At 63.5% G+C, this 14,651-nt stretch carries 18 protein-coding genes; 10 read left to right on the forward strand and 8 right to left on the reverse strand.

Features of this window, described 5'->3' with window-relative positions; translation table 11 throughout:
- The first annotated feature begins 25 nt into the window (after positions 1–25).
- Both OOT33_RS12710 and OOT33_RS12715 read left to right on the forward strand, forming a co-directional pair.
- Positions 26–301: a BrnT family toxin gene (locus OOT33_RS12710; protein WP_307750394.1), complete on the forward strand. Its 276-nt coding sequence runs from the start codon at positions 26–28 to the stop codon at positions 299–301.
- On the forward strand, positions 267–551 hold the full coding sequence (locus OOT33_RS12715) for a helix-turn-helix domain-containing protein (protein WP_307750395.1): 285 nt from the start codon (positions 267–269) through the stop codon (positions 549–551). The genes OOT33_RS12710 and OOT33_RS12715 overlap by 35 nt, the downstream gene beginning before the upstream one ends.
- A 3-nt stretch (positions 552–554) precedes the next feature.
- On the opposite strand, the gene nadA is transcribed toward OOT33_RS12715, so the two are convergent.
- The 3 genes from nadA to OOT33_RS12730 all read right to left on the reverse strand — a co-directional run bounded on the left by nadA (position 555) and on the right by OOT33_RS12730 (position 3,330).
- A complete protein-coding gene (nadA, locus tag OOT33_RS12720) occupies positions 555–1,544 on the reverse strand; it encodes a quinolinate synthase NadA (RefSeq protein ID WP_307750396.1) in 990 nt (329 codons plus the stop codon).
- A gap of 125 nt (positions 1,545–1,669) precedes the next feature.
- Positions 1,670–2,443, reverse strand: coding sequence for a DUF4230 domain-containing protein (locus tag OOT33_RS12725; protein ID WP_307750397.1), 774 nt, complete (start codon positions 2,441–2,443; stop codon positions 1,670–1,672).
- The gene (locus tag OOT33_RS12730) at positions 2,440–3,330 is read right to left on the reverse strand and encodes an MBL fold metallo-hydrolase (RefSeq protein ID WP_307750398.1); all 891 of its coding nucleotides are present in this window, start codon (positions 3,328–3,330) and stop codon (positions 2,440–2,442) included. The genes OOT33_RS12725 and OOT33_RS12730 overlap by 4 nt, the downstream gene beginning before the upstream one ends.
- Positions 3,331–3,661: 331 nt before the next feature.
- Between OOT33_RS12730 and OOT33_RS12735 the strand changes: the two genes are divergently transcribed.
- Both OOT33_RS12735 and OOT33_RS12740 read left to right on the forward strand, forming a co-directional pair.
- Positions 3,662–4,003, forward strand: a complete 342-nt coding sequence (locus OOT33_RS12735) for a metalloregulator ArsR/SmtB family transcription factor (protein WP_307750399.1) — start codon at positions 3,662–3,664, stop codon at positions 4,001–4,003.
- Complete coding sequence (locus tag OOT33_RS12740; RefSeq protein ID WP_307750400.1) at positions 4,000–4,494, forward strand: SRPBCC domain-containing protein; 495 nt, start codon at positions 4,000–4,002, stop codon at positions 4,492–4,494. Before OOT33_RS12735 ends, OOT33_RS12740 begins: the two co-directional genes overlap by 4 nt.
- Positions 4,495–4,505: 11 nt before the next feature.
- On the opposite strand, the gene grxD is transcribed toward OOT33_RS12740, so the two are convergent.
- The 5 genes from grxD to leuC form a co-directional block, all read right to left on the reverse strand.
- A complete protein-coding gene (grxD, locus tag OOT33_RS12745) occupies positions 4,506–4,835 on the reverse strand; it encodes a Grx4 family monothiol glutaredoxin (RefSeq protein ID WP_307750401.1) in 330 nt (109 codons plus the stop codon).
- Between the two features lie 32 nt (positions 4,836–4,867).
- On the reverse strand, positions 4,868–5,104 hold the full coding sequence (locus tag OOT33_RS12750) for a BolA/IbaG family iron-sulfur metabolism protein (RefSeq protein ID WP_307750402.1): 237 nt from the start codon (positions 5,102–5,104) through the stop codon (positions 4,868–4,870).
- Between the two features lie 10 nt (positions 5,105–5,114).
- Complete coding sequence (locus OOT33_RS12755; protein WP_307750403.1) at positions 5,115–5,441, reverse strand: ATPase inhibitor subunit zeta; 327 nt, start codon at positions 5,439–5,441, stop codon at positions 5,115–5,117.
- A gap of 58 nt (positions 5,442–5,499) precedes the next feature.
- The gene (gene leuD, locus OOT33_RS12760) at positions 5,500–6,093 is read right to left on the reverse strand and encodes a 3-isopropylmalate dehydratase small subunit (RefSeq protein WP_307750404.1); all 594 of its coding nucleotides are present in this window, start codon (positions 6,091–6,093) and stop codon (positions 5,500–5,502) included.
- Between the two features lie 115 nt (positions 6,094–6,208).
- A complete protein-coding gene (gene leuC, locus OOT33_RS12765) occupies positions 6,209–7,648 on the reverse strand; it encodes a 3-isopropylmalate dehydratase large subunit (protein WP_307750405.1) in 1,440 nt (479 codons plus the stop codon).
- A 147-nt stretch (positions 7,649–7,795) separates the two neighbouring features.
- On the opposite strand from leuC, the gene OOT33_RS12770 reads away from it, so the two are divergent.
- The 6 genes from OOT33_RS12770 to OOT33_RS12795 all read left to right on the forward strand — a co-directional run bounded on the left by OOT33_RS12770 (position 7,796) and on the right by OOT33_RS12795 (position 14,630).
- Complete coding sequence (locus OOT33_RS12770) at positions 7,796–9,373, forward strand: trypsin-like peptidase domain-containing protein (protein WP_307750406.1); 1,578 nt, start codon at positions 7,796–7,798, stop codon at positions 9,371–9,373.
- Positions 9,374–9,496: 123 nt separating this feature from the next.
- Positions 9,497–10,051, forward strand: coding sequence for a F0F1 ATP synthase subunit delta (locus tag OOT33_RS12775; protein ID WP_307750407.1), 555 nt, complete (start codon positions 9,497–9,499; stop codon positions 10,049–10,051).
- Between the two features lie 2 nt (positions 10,052–10,053).
- The gene (gene atpA, locus OOT33_RS12780; RefSeq protein ID WP_307750408.1) at positions 10,054–11,583 is read left to right on the forward strand and encodes a F0F1 ATP synthase subunit alpha; all 1,530 of its coding nucleotides are present in this window, start codon (positions 10,054–10,056) and stop codon (positions 11,581–11,583) included.
- 128 nt (positions 11,584–11,711) lie between these two features.
- Positions 11,712–12,581 carry a F0F1 ATP synthase subunit gamma gene (locus tag OOT33_RS12785; protein WP_307750409.1) on the forward strand — a complete coding sequence of 290 codons (870 nt, stop codon included), beginning with the start codon at positions 11,712–11,714 and terminating at the stop codon, positions 12,579–12,581.
- 26 nt (positions 12,582–12,607) lie between these two features.
- Positions 12,608–14,077 (forward strand): F0F1 ATP synthase subunit beta, encoded by a 1,470-nt coding sequence (gene atpD, locus OOT33_RS12790; protein WP_307750410.1) that lies wholly within the window; start codon positions 12,608–12,610, stop codon positions 14,075–14,077.
- Positions 14,078–14,375: 298 nt separating this feature from the next.
- Positions 14,376–14,630 (forward strand): ATP synthase F1 subunit epsilon, encoded by a 255-nt coding sequence (locus tag OOT33_RS12795; protein ID WP_307750411.1) that lies wholly within the window; start codon positions 14,376–14,378, stop codon positions 14,628–14,630.
- Positions 14,631–14,651: the final 21 nt, after the last annotated feature.

Below are 14,651 nucleotides of genomic sequence, written 5' to 3' on the forward strand. Positions count from 1 at the left end.
TGTGAATCACATATATTCCACCTCAATGGAGATCGAGTTCGACGCAGACAAGGACGCGATCAACCGCTTCAAGCACAAACTGCCACTGTCCTTCGGCAGGCGGGTGTTTGATGATCCCTACCATGCCCTTCTGCCTTCCTTCCGGCCACAAGACGGCGAAGACAGATACAAGGCGATAGGGAAAGTTGATGGCAAGCTATATACCCTTGTTTTCGTCTGGCGCGGCGAAAGACGGCGCATGATCTCGCTACGGCGGAGTAACGCACATGAACAAAGAGAATATGATAGCCATTCCGGCTGATCCGGATGATCCGGAAGATTTTCCTGTCAGTGTGGCCGGGCTGGAACGGGCGAGGATCGGCCGCCGGTTCAGAATATTGCGGCACAGGCTCGGCCTCAGCCAGGAAGAGTTTGCGCGTATATACGGCATCCCGGCGTCGAGCCTGCGCCAATATGAAATCGGGCGCTATATGCCTCCGCCCGCCGTGCGCGCCTATCTCAAGGTGATCGAGGCGGAGCCGGAAGTGGTGAAGCGGGTGATCGCGAGCTAGGGGCTACCGCGCTCCCAAATCCCCCTGCCCCACGGTCCCTGCCGCCATTTCCAGCATCCGGTCGAGGCTCTTCTTCGCCTGCACGCGCAGCTCCTCGTCCATCTCGATCCGCGGCGTCAGATCACGCAGGCAGAGATAGATTTTCTCCAGCGTGTTGAGCGCCATATAGGGGCATATGTTGCAGTTGCAGTTCCCGTCCGCGCCGGGCGCGCCGATGAAGTTCTTCTCCGGCATCGCCTTTTGCATCTGGTGGATGATGTGTGGTTCGGTCGCGACGATCAGCGTGTCGCCTGGCATCGTCTTGGAAAATTCCAGGATGCCGCTTGTCGAGCCGACATAATCGGCATGGTCGAGGATATAGGCCGGGCATTCCGGGTGCGCGGCGACCGGGGCGCTCGGGTGCTGCGCCTTCAGCTTCAACAGCTCCGTCTCGCTGAACGCCTCGTGCACGATGCACACGCCCGGCCACAACAGCATGTCCCGCCCGGTCTTGCGCGCCAGATAGCCTCCCAGATGCCGGTCCGGCCCGAAGATGATCTTCTGGTCCTTGGGGATCTGCGCCAGAATTTTCTCCGCGCTGCTGCTGGTCACGATGATGTCGGAGAGCGCCTTCACCTCCGTAGAGCAGTTGATATAGGTAAGCGCGATATGATCCGGATGCTGCGCGCGGAAGGCGGCGAACTTGTCCGGCGGGCAGCTGTCCTCAAGCGAGCAGCCAGCGTCCATATCCGGCAGCACGACGATCTTGTTGGGGGACAGGATCTTCGCCGTCTCCGCCATGAAGCGTACTCCGGAAAAGACGATCACGTCCGCGTCCGTCGCCGCCGCCTTTTTCGACAGCTCGAGCGAGTCCCCCACGAAATCGGCGAGGTCCTGAATCTCCGGCTTCTGGTAATAATGCGCGAGGATGACCGCATTGCGCTCTTTCCTCAGGCGGTTGATCTCTGCCAACAGATCGACCCCCGCAAGGGATTCAACGGGTTGCGCGGTCATTGCAGGTCCTTCCTTGGGCGGGCGCGATGCGATCGGGCCGCGTGAAACGAGGGTCGAGATGTGCGGCCTTGCGGCGCTATGCTCACATATGAAGATCGGTGCCGGTTTTCAACGCGCTTGGCGGCTTAATGCCCGCCTGCCCCGCCTTCCTCTTCCTCATCTTCGTCCACCGGTTCGTCGGCGAAGCGAACGACCACCTTCGCCTTCTTGACGCCCTCCACCAGCAGCGGCAAGGCAAAGGCACGCTCCACCATCTGGCGCGCCGTCTCGCGCGCCTGCCCCAGCGCAGCGTCCTCCCGCGCCTGTTCCAGCAGCGCGCCAAGCGCACCCCGCCGCACCGCGTCTTCGGGCGCGGCCCCGCCGATGTGGCGGATATTGGCGCCGTCAATCGCCGGCTCTGCTATGCTGAGCGCCGGAAGCGTGACTTTCAACGCCTGCGCCTCTTCGTCCCACACGACATCCTTGTTGCGCAGCGCCTTGAAATCCAGCTCATAGCGCACCGTGGCGGGAACGATGGCGTACGCGCCGGCTGACACCGCGGCGGGCGCAGGCGCTGCTTCATGCGTCGCCACTTCTTCGGAGTGGGCGACAGCAGGCGCATGCGCCGCCTGCCCCTTGTGCGCGGCAGGTGCAGGGGCCTCAGCCTCCCCAGCATTCTTCGCCGCAGTTTCGGGCGCTGGCGCAGGCGCGGCAGCCTCCGGCGTGGCCACCGCTACAACCCGCCCGGTATACACCACCGCCTTGCCCTGCTTCTGCAGCGTCTCCAGCACTGTTGCGGTGACGGCCTTGATCGCGGCCTCTTGCCTCGCCTTGTCCGATCGGAAGAAATAGAAAGCCCCGCCAAACGCTGCGCCAAACATCACCAGGCCGATGATGATCGGGACGATCAGTTTCTTCATCGCGGCGCCACCCTCCACACGTCTGCTGAGATATGATGTGCCAGCCCGCGCTGCTCCAGGTCAAGCAGATGTGCGAGCACGGACCGCGCGGCGGCAGGATGAAGCCGCACGTCCGTGCCCTTGTACATCTCAGGCACCATATCGGCGATGCTGCGCCCTGCCTCGTCGCCCTTGCCCAGTTGCCGCAAAATCTGCCCTTCGCGATGCTTGCGGTGGCCCATCATCCCGCGCACCAGCCGCTGCGGGCTTTCCACAGCCTCGCCATGCGCCGGGTAATAGACCGCATCGTCCCGCTCCAGCAGCTTCTGCATCGAGCGCATATATTCGGCCATGTCGCCATCGGGCGGAGAGACGATACTGGTGGACCAGCCCATCACATGATCGCCGGTGAACAGCGCGCCTTCCTCGCGCAGCGCATAGCACAGATGGTTAGAGGTATGCCCCGGCGTCGCCACCGCCTCGATCGTCCAGCCATCGCCCGCAATCAGCGCCCCATCCGTCATCGCGTCGTCGGGCTGATAGCCCGCATCAAAGGCCGCATCGGCGCGTGGGCCGTCATCCTCCAGCATCAGGGGCGCGCAGCCGATGATCGGCGCCTTCATCCGCTCCGCCAGCAGCACGGCAGCCGGGCTGTGATCGCGGTGGGTGTGGGTGCAGACGATGGCCCGCACCGGCCGCCCACCAACAGCGGCTATCAGCGCATCGAGGTGCGCGTCCTCTGCCGGGCCGGGGTCGATCACCGCCACATCCTCACGCCCGACGACATAGCTCTGCGTGCCGGTATAGGTGAAGGGCGAAGGATTCGGCGCCAGCACCCGCGCGACCAAAGGCGAAAGGCGCATCGCTTCGCCGGTAGGCAGGGACGCCATGTCAAAAGGTGGGTTCATATCCCCTCATGTGCGCATCCGCATGGCTCACGCAAGTCGTTCGAAAAGAAATAAACCGAGAGCGCCACGATCTGTCGGATTTTTTTACAAAGCGAAGTGGAATGAAGATGGCATTAACCATCAAGCTCGGCCCCGGAGCGCCGCTTATGCCGCCTGGCACGGAGCATGCTTATATATCGGTACTACCAAGCTTGACCTTCAGGGGGATGCTCGCAGGCCTTGTCTCCGCCGCGCATCCCCCACCCGGTTTCCCCATCCCCGCGGTTACAACACTTAGCTTACTGGCAAACTATCTGCTTGCGCGTAGCCATCTGGCTTGTTAGTTAGTCATATGGCTAAGTATGATCCATCGCTCTCCCGCCTTTTCCACGCTCTCGCAGACGACACGCGGCGCGCGGCGCTTACCCGCCTCGCTCATTCACCCGCGCCGGTGAAGGAGCTTGCAGCGCCCACAGACCTTAAATTGCCTACGGTCATGCGGCACCTCGCGGTGCTGGAGGAAGCGGGGCTGATCACCAGCTTCAAGGACGGGCGCACCCGCACCTGCGCCCTCGTGCCGGACGCACTGGAACCCGTGCAATCCTGGATGGATGAGCAACGCGCCCAATGGGAGGCCCGGCTCGATCGACTCGATGCGTTTGTGATGCAGATGATGAAGGACGATGAACAATGACCGACCCCACGCGTGAAGGCGTCCCGCACCCCCACGACCCCGAAGCGGCCGCACGCACCATGGTGCTGCACCGGATTATCAACGCACCCCGTTCAGCCGTATGGCATGCATGGATAAACCCCGAGACATTGCCATTATGGTGGGGACCAGACGGCTTTTCCTGCCGCACGAAGCGGATCGACCTGCGCACAGGCGGGGAATGGGTGTTCGACATGATCGCCCCTGACGGCACAGTCTTCCCCAACCACCATCGTTACACCGAGGTCCGGCCGGAGGAGCATATCGCCTACACATTGCTATGGGGCGAGAACGGTCCTGAGCACGCGGAGGCCCGCGTGTCGATCGAAGATGTGGATAGCAAATCGACCAGAGTGACGCTGGCGATGACATTCAGTACTGCTGCCGAATGGCGGGAAGCAAAAGGATTTGGTGCCGAGGCGCTGGGCCTACAGACACTCGGCAAGCTGGCGCGGTTCGTCGGAGCGGAGTGAGCGGGCGGTACTCAGCCCGCGTTGGAAAGGCCACTCTCGGCAAACACCTGTTGCAGCTCGCCCGCCTCGTACATCTCCATCATGATGTCGCTACCGCCCAGAAACTCGCCCTTCACATAAAGCTGCGGGATGGTCGGCCAGTCGGAAAAGCTCTTGATGCCCTGCCGGATCTCCTGATCCTGCAACACATCCACGCTTTCAAACTCGACGCCAAGATGATTGAGGATCGCAACCGCACGGCTGGAAAAGCCACATTGCGGGAACAACGGCGACCCCTTCATGAACAGCACAACATCATTCTCGCCCACGATCTGCGCGATGCGGCTATTTACGTCACTCATGATCGGTTCCTCGGTTGCTGGCGGCTCATATATTATGAGTTGGGGACGGCGGTGGTGAGTTGCAAGGCATGGAGCACTCCGCCCATCCTGCCGCCAAGCGCCTCATACACCGCCTGATGCTGCTTTACCCGGCTCATCCCGCGAAAGCTCTCCGCCTCGACGCGCGCCGCATAATGGTCGCCGTCACCGCGCAGATCGGTGATTTCCACCTGCGCATCGGGGATGCCCGCGCGGATCAGCGCCTCGATTTCCTGTGCGGCCATCGGCATGATGCGCGCCTCAGCCCTGCGGTTCGATGAACATGCGCCGCGCGATGACTTCCTGCTCTTCCAGAGCGGTGCGCACCGTCGGCTCGTCGATCTCGACGCCCGCGCTGGTGAGGTCACCCACCAGCTTGCGGATCACGTCTTCGTCGCCCGCTTCCTCGAAGTCCGCCTGCACCACGGCCTTGGCGTAAGCGTCCGTTTCCGCCGCCGTCAGGCCCATCTTGGCCCCCGCCCACTCGCCAAGCAGCCGGTTGCGGCGCGCGATGATGCGGAACTGAAGCTCCTCGTCATGCGCGAATTTGGCTTCGAATGCGCGTTCCCGGTCGTTGAAGTCGGTCATGATGGTTGCCCTGAGATAGAGTGTTGGTCTTGGGAGTTAGATAGGGCCGCCCGCGCCCTCAGGCAAGCGCCGGAACCAGCCACGGCTGGTCATTCGCGCGCGCCTGTTCAAACGCGCCGATGCGATCGGTGCGTGACAGTGTCAAACCGATCTCGTCCAGCCCGCCAAGCAGGCAGGATTTGCGAAACGGATCGACTTCGAAGGTAAAGCGGTCCTGAAACGGGGTGGTGACGGTCTGGCTTTCGAGGTCGACATGGATGGGGTCGGTCTGCGCCACCTCCATCAGCCGGTCGATCGCCTCCTGCGGCAGCGCGACCGTCAATATGCCGTTCTTGAAGGCATTGCCCGAGAATATGTCCGAAAAGCTCGGCGCGATCACCACCCTGACGCCCATGTCGGTGAGCGCCCAGGCTGCATGTTCGCGGCTTGACCCACAGCCGAAATTGTCGCCCGCGATCAGGATCGGGCTGCCCTTATAGGTGGGATCGTCGAACACATTGCCCGGCTCTGCCCGCAACGCCTCGAATGCACCCTGCCCCAGCCCCGCGCGAGTGATGCCTTTCAGCCACTTGGCGGCGATGATCATGTCGGTGTCGACATTCTTTACACCCAGCGGATAGGCGCGTCCCTCGACCACATTGATCGGTTCCATCAGCGCGCCCCTTCGACATGCGACGCAGGAACCTGCGCATCTTCCGCCCGGCCGATGGTCGCCGCCATCACGGCACTCACGATAGCGCCGAGCGCCAGCACCCAGAACGCCCGCTTCATGCCATCTCTCCTGTCAGTGCGCGCACATCGGTCAGATGGCCCGTCACGGCCGCCGCCGCCGCCATCGCGGGCGAGACGAGGTGCGTGCGTGCGCCCGGCCCCTGCCGCCCCATGAAATTGCGGTTGGATGTCGACGCGCAACGCTCGCCTGCGGGCACCCGGTCCGGGTTCATCGACAGACACATGGAGCAGCCCGGCTCGCGCCACTCGAACCCCGCCTCCAGGAAGATCTTGTCCAGCCCCTCGGCCTCGGCCTGACGCTTGACCAGGCCAGAGCCGGGCACGACCAGCGCCTGTTTGATCCCCGGCGCGACCTTGCGACCCTTCGCTACCGCTGCGGCGGCGCGCATGTCCTCAATCCGGCTGTTGGTGCAGCTGCCGATGAAGACATGCTGCACGGTGACGTCCTCCATCCGCTGCCCGGCGGAAAGACCCATATAATCCAGCGCCTTTTCCGCCGCCGCGCGCTTGGACGGATCGGCGAAACTCTCGGGCGCAGGCACCACACCGCTGATCGGCACGACATCCTCAGGGCTGGTGCCCCAGGTGACGGTCGGCACGATGTCGGCGGCATTGACCACCACCGTGCGATCGAACCGCGCGCCCGCATCTGTCACAAGGGTTTTCCAATAGGCCACAGCCGCATCCCAGTCCGCGCCCTTGGGCGCCATCGGGCGGCCCTTCAGATACGCGAACGTCTTTTCATCCGGTGCGAACAGCCCTGCGCGTGCGCCGCCCTCGATAGACATGTTCGAGACCGTCAGCCGTCCCTCGATCGACATCTCCTCGAACACATTGCCGCGATATTCTATCACATGGCCAGTGCCGCCCGCCGTGCCGATCACGCCGATCACATGGAGGATCACGTCCTTGGGCGTCACGCCGGGGCCAAGCTGACCCTCAACGCGGATCTCCATCGTCTTGCTGGGCTTGAGTAACAGTGTCTGCGTCGCCAGCACATGCTCGACCTCGCTGGTGCCGATGCCGAACGCTAAAGCTCCCAGCGCGCCATGCGCTGCCGTGTGGCTGTCTCCGCAGACCAAAGTGGTGCCCGGCAGCGTGAAGCCCTGCTCCGGCCCGACGACATGGACGATGCCCTGCTCCGCATCGGTCGCGCCGATATATTTCACGCCAAACTCCGGCGCGTTCCGCTCCAGCGCCGCAAGCTGCTGCGCGCTTTCCGGGTCGGCGATCGGCAGGCGGTTGCCCTGCGCATCGACACGCGCTGTGGTGGGCAGGTTATGATCCGGCACGGCAAGCGTAAGATCGGGCCGACGCAGCTTACGCCCCGCCATGCGCAGCCCCTCGAACGCCTGCGGGCTGGTCACTTCATGGACAAGATGCCGGTCGATATAGACGAGGCAGGTGCCATCATCCTGCCGCTCGACAATATGGGCGTCCCAGATTTTTTCATACAAGGTGCGTGGCTGTGTCATGCCACGCCCCCTAGCGGTATATCGGTGCTGAATCAATTCGGCCTTTAACCATTCGGCTCTCTGTCGCGGGCGCCCCGTGGCCGCGTTTCTTGCGATCAGACATATTAGCCGTTTACTTCGCCAAGGCGGCGCATACATATCGCAGCCATGAAGACCCTGATGCGCCTCGTCCTTTCGCTCTGCGCCCTCGCAATGACGCCTGCCAGCCAGGCCGGGGCGGAGCAGCAGGACGTTGCCGTCGCGGTGCGTTCGGCTGTGCGGGTCGTCATCATCGCCACCAATGGCGATCAGGCCTTTTTCGTCGGCCACGGCAGCGGGCTGGTCGTCGCGCCGGACAAGGTGCTGACCAATGCGCACGTGGTCGAGCTGCTGCGCACAGAGCGCAACCTCACCATTGGCATCGTGCCGCCCGAGGGTACGCGCGGCTATGGCGGCAAGCTGATCGCCTTTTCGCCCGGCAACGACCTTGCGCTGATCGAGGTGAAGGACGCGCGCCTGCCGGTCGCCACGTTCTTCGCGGGCGGCGTGACGGACGGCCAGCATGTTACCGCCATCGGCTACCCGGCAACGGTCGATCGCGCGCAGGGGCTGGACCTCAATGAGATCATCCGCCCGCTCGAGCCGGTGAAGACCGGCGGCTCGGTGTCCACCGGGCGGTCAAGCCAGGCGTTCGATACCATCCTCCACACGGCCCCCATCGCGGCAGGCAACAGCGGCGGGCCGCTGGCCGACGATTGTGGGCGGATTCTTGGCCTCAACAGCATGGGATCGGTTGCGGAAACGCAGGCCGACGCGGAGTTCGGCTTTGCCGTCTCGAACCGGGAGATCGCCTCCTTCCTCCGGCAGGCGGGCGTGCAGTTCCGACGCACCACCGTGCCCTGCCGCAGCATGGCCGAGATGGAGGCGCTCAACGCGAAGATGCAGTCCGACGCCCTGCTCAAGCAGCAACAGCAGGAACAACAGGCGGCAATGGCGCGGGAAAAGGCGCTGTCCGCCGCGCGTGAGCGCGCATCGCAGGATATCGTTTCCGCGCGTGAAAACATGATGGCGCTTTCCGCCGTGCTGTTGGTGCTCGGCGGCCTCAGCCTCGGCGGAGCGATGATGTTCAACGCCGAACACAAGCCGCGCCAGCGCAAATGGGCGATGATCGGCGGCGGCGTACTGATCGCCGGCGCAGTGGCGGCATTCCTGCTGCGCCCCTCCTTCTCCGGCATCGAAGACCGCATGGCCGACACACTGCCGGCCGACAACGCCACCTTCCCGGTCGCTGGCCCAAGCTATGACGCGAACGGCGACAATATCTGCCGCATCGACGAAGCGCGCAGCCGCATCATCTTTTCCGACACGCAAAACACCAACCTCGCCTGGACGCCCGAAGGCTGTGCCGATGGCTCCCACCAGTTCGTGCAGGCAAGCAAGGGCTGGAGCCGCCTGTCGCTGCATGACGACCAGAGCGTTTCGGTGGCAAACTTCGATCCTTCGGACGGCTCCTACCAGATCGAACGCTTTCTGCCCGACGCCGCGACTATGGAACAGGCGCGCAAGATCGACGCCAAGCTTTCGGTGAAGGGATGCACGGTGGACCCCGCGCTCCTCGCACGGCTTCAACAGGCACAGAGCCAGATTCGCGCGCTCCTCACCGCCCAGCCCAATGAGCGGCTGATCTATCGATGCGGGCGCAAGGGGCGAGAGCCAGGCGCCGCCGACCAGCCGAGTCCAAACTAATCTCCACCACCATCTTGCAACCGCGAAAGACCCCTGCTAACCGGCGCGCACGTTTGACGGGGTGGCGCATGCGTTTTCCCCTGTTCCCGAACGCGGCATATCGAACTGGAGGAAAAAGGGCGCGTGGAGAATTCCGGCGGCATTCAGGCTAGCTTGAGCGGGCGTTACGCGCTGGCGCTGTTCGAACTGGCCCGTGACAGCAATCAGCTCGATTCGGTGGCACAGAGCCTCGCGGCGCTGAAGCGTGCGCTCGGCGAATCGACCGAGTTGCGCACCCTCACCACCAGCCCGGTGATCGGCCGCGAGGCAGCCACCAAGGCCGTTGCCGCCGTCGGCGAGACAATGGGCCTCGATCCGCTCACCAGGAAATTCCTCGGCGTGATGGCTCAGGGCCGCCGCCTCTCCCAGCTCGGCGCCGCGATCCGCGCGTTCGAGACGCTGCTCTCCAACCACAAGGGTGAGAGCCGCGCCGAAGTCACCTCCGCCCATCCGCTCGCCAAGGCTCAGGTCACGGCGCTGGAAAAGGCGCTCAAGGCCCGGGTCGGCCGCGATGTCGCGGTTGATCTCAAGGTCGATCCCGCGGTCCTCGGCGGGCTGGTCGTCAAGATCGGCAGCCAGATGATCGATTCCTCCATCCGCACTCGTTTAAATAGTCTCGCCCAGGCGATGAAAGGCTGAACATGGACATTAACGCCGCAGAAATTTCCAAGGTCATCAAGGACCAGATCGCCAATTTCGGCACCGAAGCGCAGGTAAGCGAAGTCGGTTCGGTGTTGAGCGTGGGTGACGGCATCGCGCGCATCCATGGCCTCGACAATGTTCAGGCGGGCGAGATGGTCGAGTTCGCCAATGGCGTGCAGGGCATGGCGCTCAACCTCGAAGCCGATAACGTCGGCGTCGTGATCTTCGGCTCCGACGCCGAAATCCGCGAGGGCGACACGGTGAAGCGCACCGGCACCATCGTGGACGTTCCCGTCGGCAAGGGTCTCCTGGGCCGCGTCGTTGACGGCCTCGGCAACCCGATCGACGGCAAGGGCCCGATCGTTGCCGAAGCGCGCATGCGCGTCGAAAAGAAGGCACCGGGTATCATCCCCCGCCAGTCGGTTTCCGAGCCGGTGCAGACCGGCCTCAAGGCGATCGACGCGCTCGTACCCGTTGGCCGTGGCCAGCGCGAGCTGATCATCGGTGACCGCCAGACCGGCAAGACTGCCGTCGCCATCGACACCTTCATCAACCAGAAGGGCGTCAACGCGGGCGACGACGAGAGCAAGAAGCTCTACTGCATCTATGTCGCCGTCGGCCAGAAGCGCTCGACCGTGGCGCAGATCGTCCGCCAGCTCGAAGAGAATGGCGCGATGGAATATTCCATCGTTATCGCCGCGACCGCGTCCGAGCCCGCCCCGCTTCAGTATCTCGCGCCCTATACCGGCGTAACCATGGGCGAATATTTCCGCGACAACGGCATGCACGCCGTGATCGTGTATGACGACCTTTCCAAGCAGGCGGTCGCCTATCGCCAGATGTCGCTGCTGCTTCGTCGTCCTCCGGGCCGCGAAGCCTATCCGGGTGACGTGTTCTATCTCCACAGCCGTCTGCTGGAGCGCGCGGCGAAGATGTCTGACGCCAATGGCGGCGGCTCGCTCACCGCGCTGCCGATCATCGAGACGCAGGCGGGCGACGTGTCGGCTTATATCCCGACCAACGTGATCTCGATCACCGACGGCCAGATCTTCCTCGAAACCAACCTCTTCTATCAGGGCATCCGCCCGGCGATCAACGTCGGCCTCTCGGTGTCGCGCGTCGGCTCCGCCGCGCAGACCAAGGCGATGAAGAAGGTGTCCGGCAGCATCAAGCTGGAGCTGGCGCAGTATCGCGAAATGGCGGCCTTCGCCCAGTTCGGTTCGGACCTTGACGCCTCGACGCAGAAGCTGCTCAATCGCGGCGCGCGCCTCACTGAGCTGCTGAAGCAGCCGCAGTTCTCGCCGCTGCCGTTCGAGGAGCAGACCGCGTCGATCTTCGCGGGCACCAACGGCTATCTCGATGGCATCGCGGTGGGTGATGTCACCCGCTACGAAGCCGCGATGCTCGCCTATCTGCGCAGCGATCACGCCGATGTGCTCAAGAGCATCCGCGACAGCAAGGATCTGGGCGACGAGCCGAAGGCGAAGCTGAAGGCCGCGCTCGACAGCTTCGGTAAGACGTTTGCGTAAGACAGGGGTTAATTTCATCGTCACCCTGAACTTGTTTCAGGGTCCATTGATCCAGATGGCACTGAGTGTGGGGCGAAATGGATGCTGAACCAGGTTCAGCATGACGAAGGAAGGGTAAGTCAGGACAGATGGCAAGTCTGAAGGAACTCAAGGGCCGGATCGGGTCGGTCAAATCGACCCAGAAGATCACCAAGGCCAAGCAGATGGTCGCCGCGGCCAAGCTGCGCAAGGCGCAGGCCGCTGCCGAGGCCGCGCGTCCCTATGCCGAGCGTCTGGGCGCGGTGATGGCGAGCCTCGCGGGCAAGGTCTCCGGCGATGGCGCGCCCAAGCTGCTCGCCGGCACCGGTTCGGACCAGCGCCACCTGCTCGTCGTCGTCAACACTGACAAGGGCCTGTGCGGCGGACTCAACTCCAACATCGTCAAGGCAGCAAAGCTCAAGGCGGCAGAGCTGATCGGCGCAGGCAAGGACGTGCAGTTCTACCTCGTCGGCAAGAAGGGCCGCGCGCCCATCCGCCGCGACTATGCCAACCGCGTCGGCGAAGGCTTCGACACGAGCACCGTGCGCAACCCCGGCTTTGCCGAGGCGGAGGCGATCTCGGCCGAGCTGGTCGCCATGTATGAGGCGGGCAAGTTCGATGTCGCGCACCTGATCTTCCCGATCTTCAAGTCCGCCCTCGCGCAGGACCCGACCGTCACCCAGCTCATCCCCGTCCCCGCCCCCGCCAATGCTGCGGCATCGAGCGCGGTGGTGGAATATGAGCCGGACGAGGAGTCGATCCTCGAAGAGCTGCTGCCCCGCTATGTGAAGACGCAGCTGTTCGGCGCGCTGCTGGAGCGCGAAGCCTCCGAGCAGGGCGCATCGATGACCGCGATGGACAACGCCACGCGCAACGCAGGCGATCTCATCAACCGCCTCACCATTGAATATAACCGCAGCCGTCAGGCCGCGATCACCACCGAACTCGTTGAAATCATCTCCGGCGCGGAAGCGCTCTAAGGACAAGCAGGCAAGGAAGCACAGACATGGCCCGTAAGCCCACCTCCGCCACGGTAAGCACCAACAATGTTGGCCGCATCTCTCAGGTCATCGGCGCCGTCGTCGACGTGACATTCCCGGATGCGCTCCCGGCGATCCTCAACGCGCTGGAGACCAGCAACAACGGCCAGAAGCTCGTTCTGGAAGTCGCGCAGCACCTCGGCGAGAACACCGTCCGCACCATCGCGATGGACTCGACCGACGGCCTCACTCGCGGCCAGGAAGTGACTGACACCGGCGCGCAGATCTCCGTGCCCGTCGGCCCCGAAACATTGGGCCGCATCTTGAACGTCATCGGCGAGCCGATCGACGAGCGCGGCCCGGTCAACGCCAAGGCTTCCGCCCCCATTCACGCGAAGGCGCCGGAGTTCGTCGACCAGTCGACCGAAACCAGCATTCTCGTCACCGGCATCAAGGTGATCGACCTGCTCGCCCCTTATGCGAAGGGCGGCAAGATCGGCCTGTTCGGAGGCGCGGGCGTCGGCAAGACCGTGCTCATCCAGGAGCTGATCAACAACATCGCCAAGGGCCACGGCGGCACCTCGGTGTTCGCGGGCGTGGGTGAGCGCACCCGCGAGGGTAACGACCTCTATCACGAGTTCCTAGACGCGGGCGTTATTGCCAAGGACGCGGACGGCAACGCCACCAGCGAAGGCTCCAAGGTGGCCCTCGTGTTCGGCCAGATGAACGAGCCGCCGGGCGCCCGCGCACGCGTCGCTCTCTCCGGCCTCACCATGGCCGAATATTTCCGCGATCAGGAAGGCCAGGACGTGCTCTTCTTCGTCGACAACATCTTCCGCTTCACCCAGGCGGGCTCGGAAGTGTCGGCGCTGCTGGGTCGTATTCCCTCGGCGGTGGGCTATCAGCCGACGCTCGCGACGGATATGGGCGCGCTGCAAGAGCGCATCACCTCGACCAACAAGGGCTCGATCACCTCTGTGCAGGCAATCTACGTGCCTGCGGACGACTTGACCGACCCTGCGCCTGCAACCTCGTTCGCGCACTTGGACGCCACCACGGTGCTTAACCGCGCGATCTCGGAGCTGGGCATCTATCCGGCGGTTGACCCGCTCGACTCCACCTCGCGCGTGCTCACCGCCGCCGTTGTGGGCCAGGAGCACTATGAGACCGCCCGCCGCGTTCAGGAAACGCTGCAGAAATACAAGTCGCTGCAGGACATCATCGCCATTCTCGGCATGGACGAGCTCAGCGAAGAGGACAAGCTCACGGTCGCCCGCGCGCGCAAGATCCAGCGCTTCCTCAGCCAGCCGTTCCACGTCGCGGAGGTCTTTACCGGCATCCCCGGCAAGTTCGTGCAGATTGAGGATACCGTGAAGAGCTTCAAGGCGGTTGTCGACGGCGAGTACGACCACCTGCCAGAGTCCGCATTCTACATGGTCGGCGGCATCGACGAGGCCATCGAGAAGGGCAAGAAGCTGGCTGCCGAAGCCGCTTGATCTCGCACGGCAAAGTGAGTTAGCATATCCCTCATGCACCCGCACAAGCGGGGCATGGGGAGAGGATATGGAGAGCAGACAGCTGGGTGCGGCCAGAAGGGCCGGACGGAATGGACTAAGGACGAACAGCGGCTCGATCCAGCGCGATATTGTCTCACTCGTCGGGATAATGTGTGCGGTGATCACAGCCTCTCTGATAATCGACTTCATTCTCTGTCGCCTGATATATTAGGCGTTTGGTCCGGGGCGAACGGCATCTGAAGGTTCCGGACCGCCCTCAAGAAACGGAAACAAGATTATGGCTTTGCATTTCGAACTCGTAACACCTGAAAAGCTCGTCCGCTCGGCCGAGGTCTATCAGGTTGTGGTGCCCGGCACCGAAGGCGATTTCGGCGTGCTGGAGGGCCACGCGCCGTTCATGTCCACCATTCGCGATGGCGCGATCCAGGTGTTCGAAAGCGCCAATTCCGCACCAGAGAGCATCCCCGTGGTCGGCGGCTTTGCCGAAGTAAACGAGAACGGCCTCACGGTGCTGGCCGAAAAGGCGGGGTAAGCTCATTCGCGCGCGATACGC

It is taken from the genome of Sphingobium sp. DEHP117, from assembly GCF_030867385.1.
Classification (GTDB): domain Bacteria; phylum Pseudomonadota; class Alphaproteobacteria; order Sphingomonadales; family Sphingomonadaceae; genus Sphingobium.

Coding starts and splice junctions, on each gene's coding strand:
- grxD (WP_307750401.1), bottom strand. CDS start 4,835: ATGAGTGACGTAAATAGCCGCATCGCGCAGATCGTGGGCGAGAATGAT.
- OOT33_RS12710 (WP_307750394.1), top strand. CDS start 26: ATGGAGATCGAGTTCGACGCAGACAAGGACGCGATCAACCGCTTCAAG.
- OOT33_RS12785 (WP_307750409.1), top strand. CDS start 11,712: ATGGCAAGTCTGAAGGAACTCAAGGGCCGGATCGGGTCGGTCAAATCG.
- OOT33_RS12770 (WP_307750406.1), top strand. CDS start 7,796: ATGAAGACCCTGATGCGCCTCGTCCTTTCGCTCTGCGCCCTCGCAATG.
- OOT33_RS12735 (WP_307750399.1), top strand. CDS start 3,662: ATGGCTAAGTATGATCCATCGCTCTCCCGCCTTTTCCACGCTCTCGCA.
- OOT33_RS12725 (WP_307750397.1), bottom strand. CDS start 2,443: ATGAAGAAACTGATCGTCCCGATCATCATCGGCCTGGTGATGTTTGGC.
- atpA (WP_307750408.1), top strand. CDS start 10,054: ATGGACATTAACGCCGCAGAAATTTCCAAGGTCATCAAGGACCAGATC.
- nadA (WP_307750396.1), bottom strand. CDS start 1,544: ATGACCGCGCAACCCGTTGAATCCCTTGCGGGGGTCGATCTGTTGGCA.
- OOT33_RS12750 (WP_307750402.1), bottom strand. CDS start 5,104: ATGCCGATGGCCGCACAGGAAATCGAGGCGCTGATCCGCGCGGGCATC.
- OOT33_RS12740 (WP_307750400.1), top strand. CDS start 4,000: ATGACCGACCCCACGCGTGAAGGCGTCCCGCACCCCCACGACCCCGAA.
- atpD (WP_307750410.1), top strand. CDS start 12,608: ATGGCCCGTAAGCCCACCTCCGCCACGGTAAGCACCAACAATGTTGGC.
- OOT33_RS12755 (WP_307750403.1), bottom strand. CDS start 5,441: ATGACCGACTTCAACGACCGGGAACGCGCATTCGAAGCCAAATTCGCG.
- OOT33_RS12715 (WP_307750395.1), top strand. CDS start 267: ATGAACAAAGAGAATATGATAGCCATTCCGGCTGATCCGGATGATCCG.
- OOT33_RS12795 (WP_307750411.1), top strand. CDS start 14,376: ATGGCTTTGCATTTCGAACTCGTAACACCTGAAAAGCTCGTCCGCTCG.
- OOT33_RS12730 (WP_307750398.1), bottom strand. CDS start 3,330: ATGAACCCACCTTTTGACATGGCGTCCCTGCCTACCGGCGAAGCGATG.
- leuC (WP_307750405.1), bottom strand. CDS start 7,648: ATGACACAGCCACGCACCTTGTATGAAAAAATCTGGGACGCCCATATT.
- leuD (WP_307750404.1), bottom strand. CDS start 6,093: ATGGAACCGATCAATGTGGTCGAGGGACGCGCCTATCCGCTGGGTGTA.